The 13181-nt window shown below is 54.7% G+C and carries 7 protein-coding genes; 2 read left to right on the top strand and 5 right to left on the bottom strand.

What is annotated here, in order from left to right:
- Positions 1 to 67: 67 nt before the first annotated feature.
- On the top strand, positions 68 to 907 hold the full coding sequence (locus HXW73_RS03835; RefSeq protein ID WP_186254979.1) for a DMT family transporter: 840 nt from the start codon (positions 68 to 70) through the stop codon (positions 905 to 907).
- Positions 908 to 996: 89 nt separating this feature from the next.
- Here the strand turns inward: HXW73_RS03835 and HXW73_RS03830 are convergent, their stop codons facing one another.
- The 5 genes from HXW73_RS03830 to guaB form a co-directional block, all read right to left on the bottom strand.
- Positions 997 to 2700 carry a hypothetical protein gene (locus tag HXW73_RS03830; protein WP_186254978.1) on the bottom strand — a complete coding sequence of 568 codons (1704 nt, stop codon included), beginning with the start codon at positions 2698 to 2700 and terminating at the stop codon, positions 997 to 999.
- Positions 2697 to 4424, bottom strand: a complete 1728-nt coding sequence (locus HXW73_RS03825) for a hypothetical protein (protein ID WP_186254977.1) — start codon at positions 4422 to 4424, stop codon at positions 2697 to 2699. Before HXW73_RS03825 ends, HXW73_RS03830 begins: the two co-directional genes overlap by 4 nt.
- Positions 4425 to 4654: 230 nt before the next feature.
- The gene (locus tag HXW73_RS03820; protein ID WP_186254976.1) at positions 4655 to 8959 is read right to left on the bottom strand and encodes an NACHT domain-containing protein; all 4305 of its coding nucleotides are present in this window, start codon (positions 8957 to 8959) and stop codon (positions 4655 to 4657) included.
- A 316-nt stretch (positions 8960 to 9275) separates the two neighbouring features.
- Positions 9276 to 10853 carry a glutamine-hydrolyzing GMP synthase gene (gene guaA, locus HXW73_RS03815; RefSeq protein ID WP_186254975.1) on the bottom strand — a complete coding sequence of 526 codons (1578 nt, stop codon included), beginning with the start codon at positions 10851 to 10853 and terminating at the stop codon, positions 9276 to 9278.
- A gap of 90 nt (positions 10854 to 10943) precedes the next feature.
- The gene (guaB, locus tag HXW73_RS03810; protein WP_186254974.1) at positions 10944 to 12413 is read right to left on the bottom strand and encodes an IMP dehydrogenase; all 1470 of its coding nucleotides are present in this window, start codon (positions 12411 to 12413) and stop codon (positions 10944 to 10946) included.
- 175 nt (positions 12414 to 12588) lie between these two features.
- Here guaB and HXW73_RS03805 point away from each other — a divergent pair, with 175 nt between their 5' ends.
- Positions 12589 to 13179 (top strand): DsbA family oxidoreductase, encoded by a 591-nt coding sequence (locus tag HXW73_RS03805; RefSeq protein WP_186254973.1) that lies wholly within the window; start codon positions 12589 to 12591, stop codon positions 13177 to 13179.
- Positions 13180 to 13181: the final 2 nt, after the last annotated feature.

The raw sequence follows: 13181 nt of genomic DNA, 5'->3' as shown, positions 1-13181 counted from the left end.
AGTTTCTAGCCGCATGTTAGCGACTTCTATGCTGGCCCTTCCCTTATCATCAAGACAAGGAGCCCGCATGTCTATCGCCCTTGCGCTAAGCGCCATGGTGCTGCTCGGCAGTACACACTTTATCAATGGCATGCTCGCCCGTTTTTACCCGCCGCTCAATATTGCTTTTTACACCCATCTGGGCGGCGGGCTTGTCGGCTTTGCAGGTGCACTGCTCTTCTCCTCTTGGGAGCCAAGCGTGTGGATGTGGGGCGTGCTGGCGGGCATCGGTTCCGCCCTTGGGGCCTGGCTGCTTTACCAAGGATTATCACGGGCACCCTTCGCCATCGTGGTGCCTGTTAGCGCTGTTGCGATGGTCACCATCGCCCTTGGGCTCTCGCTGATTTTCCTTGGCGAGCGGCCCAACGCGTGGGTATGGCTAGGCGTAATGTTAGCCCTGCCCGCTATCTGGTTAACGGCAGGCGGGGGTAAACCGAACAAAGTGCGGATGAATAGCGGCACCCGAGCGGGCCTGCTATTGGGTTTAGGCGCAGGCTTAGGGTTTGCCTTGCAGCTCCACTTACTGGGCCAAGTGCCTGAGCCAAGCGCTTTCTATGGGATCGCCCTCTGCATGCTCAGCGGCGCTATATGTTGTCTGCCCTTTTATCAACACGCACACCCTGCACGAAAGCGCTTTCCACTGCTGGCAACCGCAGCGGGCGGCATCAGTGCATGGGGGCTTACGCTTTATGCACTTTCGCGGGAAGAACAGCTTGCCATTATCAGTATTGTGATTGTGTCGATGTACCCACTGATACCGGTCGTATTTGGTTCGCTATTTCGCAAGGAGGCGGTTAGCGGTACCACCATGATGGGGATAGTGTTGTCTATTGTTGCTACGGTTCTGATTACGGTGAGCACTTACTAAACTTTCGCCAAGCGCTCAGCTTGAAGGGCTTTCATAACTGTTCCATCGTGAAGTGTTCTGCTGCTTGCGCAGCTCTGCAAGAGTTCAACTCAGGAGCCGGTACTGTCCGACGCGGTACGATCATGACCTCGCCAAACGTGCGGTGGCACAGGCATACGATAATGCCGGCAGGCAGTGAGAAGGATAGGGATCAGACCTATCCTCACAGCACTTACTCGCTCATGCAGCGGATGCTCTTCCATCACGCGATTAAGTAGACTAAAAACGGCCTCTAGCGAGTCGTTGAGTGGCAGCCCCGGTACCGACAGCCCGTGATCTGGATCACCATTCCAGAACACATCATCCGTTCGTCCTTCGGGAATCCAGATTTGGTGGGTCATGTGCGGAGCGTGCTCCAACAACGTGCTACGCAAACGTTCTGCGCGTTCCTGATCTCCGATCATCGCAAGCCAAGCGAGAACGAAGGTGTAAAGAATCCCCGCGCGCGTATGCTCTTCGAAGTATGCATCGCTGCGGTCTCTGGGATGGGCGAGGACGTCTCGATAATCTGTCATCGGCGTCGGATAGTGCTGCCGAATTCTCAGCCCGTTGCACAGGTGATCGGACATGCCACGGATGTAGTCGGCGACATCGGAAAGACGGCCGCGTACACTTGCAAGACGCATGAAAAGAGCTAGTTCGATCGCGAAATCATCACGAACGGGGGAGGCAAGCGTCGGGTTCGCGTTCAGCATCCCGATCGCTATATTAAGCACCTTGTCCGCCCCCTCGCTCATTGCCTGCGCAAACGCCTCATCCTGCGAGTCACTAATGGCATCCAACCACAGTCCGTGAAGAGACAACCTCCCCAGTGTCTCGAACAGCGCAAGGTTGATGTCGACCGCGTTACGAGAATTTACGGCCATTGAAAGCGCGTAGCGTTTATCGGCGAACGGTCCAATCTTCTCGACGAGGAGAAGGTTGGCGATGACGAAATGAAGCTTCAAGACCTGATCGAAATGAGCCAGCCGCTCCTGTTGCGTCGCCCCCTTGCGTAGACGGGTATGATCGCAGTACGGCCAGCTACGTAGCAGCACCAGTTCAGATGCTCGATACGCAGCCTCGAGGTTACCGGCGTCGCGAGCCCATACGAAGAGTATCCAAAGGCACAGATAGGCCTTGCGTAGCTGGCGTGTCCGCTCTGTCTGGTTCTTCGGCTCAGTGAAGATGTCATCGAGTAAGTCACGGAAATGCCGATAGGCGACGTCGGGCTGATCAAGCATCGCTAGCGCCTTCTGAAACACCCCCCGATTCTCGCTCTCAATTAACTCTGCCCGTAGCATGCCGCTTAGTATCAGATCCGCGAGGCGATCTCCGTTCCACTCAGCGAAGTGAACGTTGGCCTTCTCGTTCGTCCGACAGAAGCCGCTCCACTGGGCACGAACATCCTCGCGCATCTCGCCACCCATGCAGATACAAATGACGACGGGCAGATCCGTCAGGTGAGGCGGGATGCGGTTCGGTATGTAGTCATCCAGAGCCTCGTTAAGCGACGGCCGCACGGCCTGCTGACCGGTATCCCAATGCTCTCGTGTCAAATCACCGGACTTGATTGTGAACAGGAACAGGCTTCGAGCGCCATCGCGGTCAGGATTGGGGCCAACTGCAGCGACGTCGACACCGGCTTGCCGCGTGCCACGACGGGGACGGGTTAGAACTTCAAACCCACTCTCGGCTAGAAGATCGGGCAAAATAGCGTCGAGTTCGTCGCGTTCACGCAGTGAGCGAAGATAGTGCGTCACGACAAGTTTCATCGTTGTTCTCTCGGCTCAAGCTTGAAGTGGATAAGCATGTGTTCGAGGCCGACCGGGTCAACGATATTGAGGAGGGGCAACTCGGACGAGATCGAGAACGACTTCATCTCGGTCTCAGTGAGATGTGTGGCGCCCTCACCGGTATGGATCGGCGTCAGAGACGAGCGGCCATACAGGATGTATTGTTTGGTGAAGAAATCAAATATAGATTCCCGCCTCCCCTGCTCCATGCTCCGTTCCATCTGCTCGTTCCACTGAACACGCTCTGTCTCACGCTGCATTTCACTAGGGTGCAGTTCGACCAAACGTTCAATGCCTTCCATTGCGTCATTGAATGCAGCCTTTCGTGCGAGCAGTTCCGTAATACCAGAGCCGTTCGCTCCGCCGTCTTCAACATAGCGCTCAAGATAGTCCTTCAACTTGCCACCATAGCTCATGAGCAGGGGGTCGTAGATCAGACTGAGGACGTCACTGGCAATATCCGGGCATCCGTCGCGAAGTACCGCTAAGGGTATGGCAACCGCTGCCAGTGGATCGATAAAGAACCATCCGATAGCCTTCCGGCAAAGGAACAGCTGGTCTGATGAGTTTGTTGGAAGAGAGGACTTGGGAATTGAGAAAGGTGGGCCATCGTTCCCAACGCTGCACAATTCATCTGCCACGCATTTACGAGTGTATACACCCCCATCGAGCAGCCAGTATACAACCGCGCTACCAAGCACCTCAGCTCCCGCATGCGTCAGCGCGTGGTACGCACTCTGGAATGCGCCTAGCGTAATCTGCCCCTTTGAACGATCGATCAATTCACCAAGTAGGCGGATCACCTGTTCAGCGCGCCCATCTCTCACAAGTTGGTATGAGGCATGATCAATGTGCGAGATGGTTACAATATCGTCTGGGTCAACATCTGCAACGGCCTTGAGACACAGATCTATGGCGTTCTCTGTGAGGCCCTCTCGGTGAAGCCAAAGAAGGTCTGCCCCCAAGTGAATCGCGGGTGGGCTACGTGTCTGAAGGACCCGTTCGAGTTGTTCGTCGAAACTGGTTGGCGCGGTTACTTTTCGCTTTGCAGAAGCGCGGTAGCCCGCTTCGAGGGACCGAAGGGCGGTATCCTCATCGTCGCTGGACGCTCCTAGGAGAAGTGTGTCGAGTACCTCACGGTAGCGTTCACCCAATTCCATGGGACCCAAAGCTGAGATGGCTGCGAGCTTCGCTTCCCCTTTGTGAGCTTGCGCGAAAATTAGGCCTTCATCGAGATCAGCGTTCATTAGGAGAACCGTGGATAGTTGACGCAGAGCGCGGTTATCGCCGGCACGTGCTAATTCGTAAACCTTGGAAGATCTGGCTGCGTCCTTCTTCGTCCATTCCCCAAAAGAGGTACTCAGGGCGCCAGTATCCAGATCGTTGCCGCCTATATCCAGCAGGCGCGTGATGAAGGCAAGAAGGATCTCCTGATCGACATTCAGAAGAGGTATCAGATCGCATAAAACATGCTGGACGAGGAAGAAGCGCCGTCCCTCCAGCTCTGCCAGCGCATCTTCGATATAGAGGTCAATCGGCGGCGCATCGGTAGCGTTCAATATGGTTGCGAGAGCCTCGATCAACGCAGAGCGGTTATCATCTAGACGCCGGAACTCTCGTTCCGCAATAGTACGAACCAAGCCGCTTGTGCGGAGCTGAATAGCTAATTCTGTCTCGTCTACCGATGTTCCCTCAATTGCCATTGGTCTGCCTATTTGTTCCTTCGTTCCCAAAAGAGCTTACAAGATTCTCTGGGTCGATAAAATTTCCCAGTCTATTTCGTGCTTATGGCGCTAAACATGATTCTCTCACTCAATTATATAAAATATTATAAATATTTTTTTTATTGAAAACTAAAAACTCAAAAAATGATGAAAAATATTATTAAAAATCAGTCTATTAACAGACACTTTGTTCAGAGTTAGATTATTTTTTAAGACTTAGCTTTGGACTCAATAGGCAACCTAGGACGTAAATCAAGGAGATGTACACATATATAAGCACCTCCTCCCAAGGCATTCTGAACTCTATCGGCTTCTGCAACCAGCAACGACAACAACTCATCCTCTTTAATGATGCGTTTCTCAACTGGGTGTTGCCATTTACGGTCTTTTGCAAGAGTCACCAGCAAAGCTCCAGCTTTACTGTATTCTGCTGCCATGTATTTCCTAACCAGCTGATTTTCTATTGTATCTCGTAAGTCTTTCGCTGTGCGCCCATCGCCAAGTTTTAGTTCAATCACAGCTTCATGCTTAGAAAGAACAGAGCGCAAACGTATATCAGTTTCCTTTTCGTCAGCTGTCACAGCCTCCTGGTCGACAGTGTAGATCGAGTTCGCAGCATGGTTCAGTTCGCGCGCAATTTGTCGACGCATGATCCTCTCGTCTGATATTCCTGCCCAAGCCTCTCGCGGTGACGTATCAAGGAGAAGAAGTTCATCAAGGTCAGACAACCTATCCTTCATAATCGCAAACATGGCTTCATTCGTTGAGGCAGGCGCTTCCCCGCTTCGTTCAAGCGCTACCGCTTGAACCTCATCAAATGCGTCAGCATCAATCTCTTGCGCCCAATTCTCTTCTGCCACAGCCAAAATGCGATCCTTGAAATGAGCGCACAAAGGATCTGCGGCTATCTCGAGCTTGGCAGCCAAGCCCTCCTCGCCTTGAGCGTTGAGTAATGCCGTTACAATGCTATTGCGTGCTTGTTCTGCGTCGTCTCGAGTGTCTGGTGAATAGGATCCTTCGTGGTGTGCATCGTCTTGGATTCGGACGTGGCGATAGGCCAGACGAAACAGCCGTAGCAGTAATTGTGGCATAAAGCGTTCGTCACCCAAACCAATTCCGTCTTGGCGATCCCCAAAGAGTCTGGCCAGCAATGTCACAGCTTCTGATCTCTCAGATGGTTCAACTTTCTCGATCTGATCTGCCAGCTTATCGACCCCCATCTGCGGATCAATCCGCATTAAGGTCGACAACCAAACAAGACGCTGCGCAAACGGCAATTGTTGCTCCAACCTTTGGCGTGCCCGTTCCCGAAGGCTCTCAATTTCCGCAGCATCGCCATGCTTCAAGATAACCCGTGTGACTTGCCGAACCCTTTCGGTCATTCCGGTCGTGTTATCAGCGCCATTAATCCAGTCCCCACCGTCATCTAGCCAGGATTCCAGTCGTGGTAAAAATAAACTGGCAACGCTCTCAGACGCATAATCAATTCCTTGAAGTAGGCTCGAATGACCACGCTCACCTGACAGCCGGTTCAGCTCCCACGACAATTCATTTCCAAGCGTCCGGTCCACAGCGTTTGGATGCGTGTCTACGAGACCTTCTATCCACTGAGGCAGGCCGTTCAGTTCAATCGGAGCGTACCGCGCGGCTAGCTCGGCTTCGGCATCGCTGAGTTTAGCTGCCCAGTCGGGGGCCTCCGCTTCGGCGTAGATCGCGGCCAGACCAAGTTGCCAACGTACAAGAAATGTATTGCGCTCGCCTTCGGGCCTTTCGCTGGGAAAAGTTGGGTGGTCATCACGCCAGATCTTCATCAGCACCCGGCGAAGCTTGTCGGCCGTTTCTTGATTGAATTGCTCTTCGATGAAGCGCCGGTTCCAACCTGATGACCGACTGTCGTCACCATCGTGATTCATAGCGCGCCACAGGTTCCACGCCGTGCTCCAGCTTTGCTCCGTCGAAAATGCGTTTTCAGGCTGGTTGGCAACTTCTCGCCAGAACTGAATCCAGCTAGCGCGGTTCTTGGCTTTTCGCCGCTCTTCTTGCTTCTTTCGTTCAGCCTGCTTCTTTTCCCAACGACGATGTTCTTTGTCGTGCTTCGATAGCTTCAGCCAGTCGTCAAGTCTTTGCACGAATGAAGGTTCATCCACTATGAGAGGCCTAAGTCCCTCAACGTGTTTTTTCCATGTATCACGATCCGGCGACAGGCGGATGGCTGCCTCTAAGAGCATTGCGCGTTCACCCGCATCCCGGGTCGTGTCACAAAGCGCGTCGCTCACCCAAGCCAGATCCCGGTCCGGTCTTAGCTGGACGGGACCATCGTGAATTGTGATCTCTGCGAGCCGTCTCCAAGGGTCTTTAATTTCATAGAGCGACTGAAACAAAGCGTCCTCAACCCAGAAGAGACGCGCATTATTCTCTGCATTCAGATTGCTCAACCGTTCGCGAAGCAACTTGATCGGCTCATCGTCGCCATAATCCCGATGGTGTAATCGCAATGCGATTACACCAGCATGCAGCCAATGATCATCTTGGCTTATATCTAAGCCGCGTTCACATGTTGCTGCGAGTGCTCCGCTAAGATATGGCCGATCGCTAGTAATATGTGGCCACTCTTTTCGCCATTTAAGCCCCTCTGATACTAGCGCGAGGAGACCATCACGAAGTTCCTCAAGGACAGGGAGATCAAGAGACGCTCCTGCTATCAGGCGTGGAAGTTGCCAGCTAAGATCGCCTGCACTACGCTTCTGTCGCTTTATCCATCGAAGGGTTCGACAAAGCTGCTCAATCGACATGTAATTTGGGAAAAGGCGTAGTACGGCACCGCGCGACACTCTGTCAGGCCAGAGATCATCAGCATCAGCTATGCTGGCAGCGATTCTCTTTAACCTCTCGTCAGCAAGGGCTACTAACGCGTCAATGGATGTTATGCGCTCGACTGCGGGTGCTGCAATGTCCTGAGCGATACCGAATACGATGTCGGAACAAGCTTTTATCCGGCCCGCCTCGATAAGACTGATGAGGACGTCTCGAACATCCGGACTCTCTACTCCGCCACACCAAATCCTGTCAATTTCATCTGCCAACTCTTTCGATGCAAAACGATGAACCTGAATGTGAGGCACTTGAAGGCCTCTCCAGCCACCTTGGCCATAACGGTTAGCGTAGGCGCGAAGAGCTTGATTTCGCTGTGTTTGCGTTAGCGACTCTGGGTCGCCTTCGTCCAGAAGCACTGCAGGCTCATTGTCCCGCAAGAGTTCAAATATCCCGTCTTCTTGCAAGGCTAGCCAACCCACCACTGGTCGCTTGGACGGGCGCACTATTGTCTTACCTTTGGTCTCCGCGAAGAGAAGGCGTTTGAGGGCTCGAAACGGCATGCCTTTTCTTCGAAAAGCTATCAGCCGCTCCGCAGCAAGATACTCGGCAACAGAGCGATGATGGAAGCGCACTCGGCCATAAGAAGCGAAGCCAAATAGCGGACGCTCCAGCAGTGCTTTTCGTTCGTTCGGTTGCCAATCGGATATGATGATCGCGGGATCTAGAGCAGCCTCCTCGTCAAGAGCGTCAGACGCTGCACTATGACGAATTGTTAGACGACGTGTCATCTGAACGGCAAGCGCGAGTCGGCTAGCTCCCTCAATTGCTTTGTCGACAGACAATTCCGCCGGTTCAGGTCTGTCGTCGCGAGGCAGCAACTTCACGCGAACATTCGTGGCAACCTGGTCGCGATGTGTTCGGATGCGCTTGTGCTCACGCCAGTCTGCGCACAGCTCAATGAGGTCCTGAGGCCTGCGCGCAAACTCTAGAGCATTGCGACGTTGTAAATCTTCAAAAAGAAGATAGGGATCGCTTACTCCCTGGTGTCGACAAAAATCGACGATCTGTTCGTCCGACAGCGGCATTAAGGCTACAGACCGCCAATCGGGCGATTGATTCTTGCCTCTGTTGTAGTGTTGCTCCTGATGCTCACGCATTGCAATCTTCGCAAATACCTCTTCATCGGAGCTCGAAGATGGCGCCGGAGGAACAGGTAATACATTTCGGATCAGTTGTTCGTCAAAGGGTATCGGCCGTGTCGTGATGACAACCCGCGCCCGGTAAAGCTGATTTCCGATGCACTTCTTCAGTCGTTTGAGCGCGCGTTCAAACGAACCCAACGTCAATTTTAGCTCGTCAACCGAGTCCAGAAAAAATGTCGCCACCTCGGTCTGTGAGACAAGCCAAGCGTCCAGCCGGGCTTCTTCATCTGAATCTAACAGGCTGCGAAGTTCTTCAGTCGCCAACGCGGCCAATTCAACGAAGAAGACAGGCTCTCCCGCAGCCCAAAGACGCTCCGACTGTTTACGGCATTCATAGGTTTTTCCTGCACCCGCCTCGGAAATTATCAGTACACGTTTTGAATGCAGCAGATCATCCCATGTAACGCCTCGGGTCCAGCCCAAGCCAACCAAGAATGACTGCTGGTCAGCCTCAATAATTTTCCCATCAGGAATGTCTTTAAAGGTTCTTTTTATCATTATTGCTAATGCCATCTCTGAACTGTGAACTGATCAGTCTCGTATCTAATGCTCTCTGTTACAGCCTCGGCCTGCTTAAAAAACAACTCATTTAAACGCATTAGCTATATAGAAAGCCACTCAATGACACGGCGTAACGACTCCTACAAGCTTATAAATCGTTGTACAGGATTATTGAGCACTACAGACACAAACGCCATGCTTGGTGATGCAGAGCGCTCCGAATTTACCAGCGCCAAAACACAAAAAGCCCGCATATACACGGGCTTAAGGAGTGTTTCTTGCCAATCGCTATTGGTCTGTACCGGACGCGAGATCACTCCCACTCAATAGTAGCAGGCGGCTTGCTACTCACATCATAGGTGACGCGGGAAACACCTTCCAACTCATTGATAATCCTGTTGGAAACCTTCTCCAGTAGCTCATAGGGCAGGTGCGCCCAGCGGGCGGTCATGAAGTCGATGGTTTCGACGGCGCGTAGCGCGATGACCCATTCGTAGCGGCGGCCGTCGCCGACGACGCCGACTGATTTGACCGGCAGGAACACGGCGAACGCCTGGCTGGTTTTTTCGTACCAGCCGGAATTGCGCAGCTCTTCAATGAAAATGGCGTCGGCGTCGCGGAGGATGTCGGCGTATTCTTTTTTGACTTCGCCCAGAATACGCACGCCCAGGCCCGGCCCCGGGAAGGGGTGGCGGTAGACCATGTCATAGGGCAGGCCGAGTTCCAGGCCGAGCTTGCGCACTTCGTCCTTGAACAGTTCGCGCAGCGGCTCGACCAGCTTGAGCTTCATGGTTTCCGGTAGGCCACCCACGTTGTGGTGGGATTTGATCACGTGGGCCTTGCCTGTTTTAGAAGCGGCGGATTCGATCACGTCCGGGTAGATGGTGCCCTGGGCGAGGAAATCCACATTCTCGATTTTGCTGGCTTCATCATCGAACACGTCGATAAAGGTGTTGCCGATGATCTTGCGCTTGATCTCGGGGTCGTTTTCGCCCTTGAGCTTGCCGAGGAAGAGGTCTTCGGCGTCGACGCGGATGACTTTCACGCCCATGTGCTTGGCGAAGGTTTCCATGACCTGGTCGCCTTCCGCTTTACGCAGCAGGCCGTTATCGACGAATACGCAGGTCAGTTGGGTGCCAATCGCCTTGTGTAGCAGCGCGGCTACTACAGAGGAATCCACCCCGCCGGAAAGGCCGAGCAGTACGTGGCGGTCGCCGACTTGCTCGCGCACGCGCTGCACCTGGTCTTCGATGATTTGCGCGGGCGTCCACAGCTTCTCGGCCTTACAGATATTCAGCACGAAGTGCTCAAGAATCCGCTGGCCTTGCAGGGTGTGAGTCACTTCCGGGTGGAACTGTACACCGTAGAACTGCTTGTCTTCCCAGGCCATGGCGGCAATCGGGCAGCTTGGCGTAGAGGCGGTCACGGTAAATTCGGCGGGCGCTTGGGCCACCTTGTCGCCGTGGCTCATCCATACATCCAGCAGCGCTTTGCCGGTGTCGTGGTCCACGTGGTCTTTGATGTCGTTGAACAGCGCGGTGGTTTCGTCCAGACGAATCTGGGCGTAGCCGAATTCGCGCTTGTTGGAGCCCTCTACCTTTCCGCCCAGCTGTTCGGCCATGGTTTGCATGCCGTAGCAGATGCCAAACACCGGCAGGCCCATCTCGAACACGCACTGCGGTGCGCGCGGGGAATCCAGCTCGGTGACGGATTCCGGCCCACCGGCCAGGATGATGCCGTTGGGGTTGTACTCGCGAATCTCTTCTTCGGTGATATCGAAGGCGCGGATTTCGGAAAATACGCCGATTTCGCGGACCCGGCGGGCGATCAGTTGGGTGTACTGGGAGCCGAAGTCGAGAATCAGGATCTTATGGGCGTGAATGTCACTCATGGCGGTATCTCGGTTAAGCGGGGCGGGGCCACGGTAAGGCCAAAAAGCAAGCGGCGAGCTGAGCCCGCCGCTGTTTAACTAAAGTGCTGGTTAGCTCACCCGGTAGTTGGGGGCTTCTTTGGTGATCTGCACGTTATGGACGTGGGATTCGTTAAAGCCAGCGCCGGTGATTTTCACGAACTCCGGCTTGGTGCGCATCTCTTGAATAGTGCTGCAGCCGGTGTAACCCATGGAGGCGCGCAGGCCACCCATCAGCTGGTGGACAATCGAGCCCATCACGCCTTTATAAGGAACGCGGCCTTCAATGCCTTCCGGCACCAGCTTTTCAGCGCCTTCGGCTTTATCCTGGAAGTAGCGGTCGGCACTGCCCTGATTCTCGGACATGGCACCCATGGAACCCATGCCGCGGTAGGCTTTGTAGGTACGGCCCTGGTAAAGCTCGACTTCGCCCGGGGCTTCTTCGGTACCGGCCAGCAGGCCACCCACCATCACCGCGCTTGCGCCGGCGGCAATCGCTTTTGAAAGGTCGCCAGAGAAGCGGATGCCGCCGTCGGCGATCAACGGAATGTCATACTCTTTTAACGCTTCGGCCACGTTGGAGACGGCGGTGATTTGCGGGACACCTACGCCGGTGACAATCCGCGTGGTGCAGATAGAACCGGGGCCAATGCCCACTTTCACCGCATCGGCACCCGCGTCGGCCAGTGCCTTGGCGGCGGCGGCGGTGGCGATGTTGCCGCCAATCACCTGAATGGCCGGGAAGTGTTCCTTGATCCAGCGAACGCGGTCAATCACGCCTTCGGAGTGGCCGTGGGCGGTATCTACAACGATCACGTCAACACCGGCTTCTGATAGCGCCGCGACGCGGTCCGGGGTTTCCGGGCCGGTACCGACGGCAGCGCCTACCAGCAGACGGCCATCGCTATCCTTGGCGGCCATCGGGTAGGTGCGGGCTTTTTCGATGTCCTGGAAGGTCACCAGGCCGCGCAGGTGGAAGGCGTCGTCAACGATCAGCATTTTTTCGATGCGGTGTTCGCGCATCTTGGCTTTGCTTTCTTCAAGCTGGGTGCCTTCCGGCACGGTGACCAACCGCTCGCGGGGGGTCATGATGTCGGAAACGCTATCGCCGTGGTTGGGCTGGAAGCGCATGTCGCGCTCGGTCACGATGCCCACCAGGGTTTCGCCTTCTACCACCGGGAAACCCGAGAATCCGTACTCGCGCGCCATGGCGAGCAGGTCTTCGAGTTTGGCTTTGGGGCTGACGGTAATCGGGTCTTTAACGATGACGCTTTCGTGCTTCTTGACCTTGCGCACTTCAGCGGCCTGCTGCGACATGGTCATGCTTTTATGAATGATACCAATGCCACCTTCCTGAGCCATGGCAATCGCCAGTCGCGCTTCGGTCACCGTGTCCATCGCAGCGGACAACAGCGGAATATTAAGCGAGAGATTGCGGGTCAGGCGGGTTTTAAGGTTAACATTCTTGGGGAGAACGTCCGAATAACCGGGCAGGAGGAGTACGTCGTCGAACGTAAGTGCTTCTTGAGCCATACGTAGCATAGCGGCAACACCCAATTTGAAGTGGAAGACGGGGCGTGAAAAGTTAATCCCCCATTATAACGGGTAGAGGGCCTTCCCAGCAATGCAGAGACACCATTACGCTTATACCAATGGTTAATAACATTTAATGCTAGGCTGGATTTTGGCTTATTAGATACCAAGATAGGGATGAGAATTGACCCAGAAAATCATTGTCTACAGCGATTACGTCTGCCCCTTCTGCCTGCTGGCCGAAGAGGTGCTTGCCGAGGCCACCGAAGGTCTTGACGTCGACATCCAATGGCGCCCGTTCGAGCTGCGCCCGGCGCCCGTGCCTACCTTGAAGGTAGAAGACCCCTATTTGCCGCGTGTTTGGCGCGAGGCGGTCTACCCCATGGCAGAAAAACTCGGTGTGGCCATCAAGCTGCCCAATATTTCGCCGCAGCCGCGCACCGACAAGGCCTTTGAAGTCTTTGCCATGGCCGAAGATCAAGGCGTCGGCCACGCCTATTCGATGGCGACGCTGAAGGCGTTCTTCCAGCAGGAACGCGATATTGGCGACCCGACCGTGTTGGCCGATATTGCCGAATCCGTCGGGTTGGCGCGCCAGGCGGTGCTGGAAGCGCTTGAACATGGCCATTACCGCGAACGTCATCAGGCTGCACTGCGCCATGCGGTTGATGAAGCGCGCATCCAGTCGGTGCCCACCTTGATCATCGACGGCGAAACGATTCAGGGCGTCCCCGACCCGGTGGCGCTTAAACACTTCCTCACCGAGCGCGCTTAACG

The sequence above is a fragment of the Halomonas sp. SH5A2 genome, assembly GCF_014263395.1.
Lineage (GTDB): Bacteria > Pseudomonadota > Gammaproteobacteria > Pseudomonadales > Halomonadaceae > Vreelandella.
Note: the sequence above shows the minus strand (reverse complement) of the source record. Positions and strands in the feature narration are given on the sequence as shown.

Bases quoted from the DNA above. Each gene is read 5' to 3' on its own strand.
- HXW73_RS03835 (WP_186254979.1), top strand. From the start codon at position 68: ATGTCTATCGCCCTTGCGCTAAGCGCCATGGTGCTGCTCGGCAGTACA.
- HXW73_RS03830 (WP_186254978.1), bottom strand. From the start codon at position 2,700: ATGAAACTTGTCGTGACGCACTATCTTCGCTCACTGCGTGAACGCGAC.
- HXW73_RS03825 (WP_186254977.1), bottom strand. From the start codon at position 4,424: ATGGCAATTGAGGGAACATCGGTAGACGAGACAGAATTAGCTATTCAG.
- HXW73_RS03820 (WP_186254976.1), bottom strand. From the start codon at position 8,959: ATGATAAAAAGAACCTTTAAAGACATTCCTGATGGGAAAATTATTGAG.
- guaA (WP_186254975.1), bottom strand. From the start codon at position 10,853: ATGAGTGACATTCACGCCCATAAGATCCTGATTCTCGACTTCGGCTCC.
- guaB (WP_186254974.1), bottom strand. From the start codon at position 12,413: ATGCTACGTATGGCTCAAGAAGCACTTACGTTCGACGACGTACTCCTC.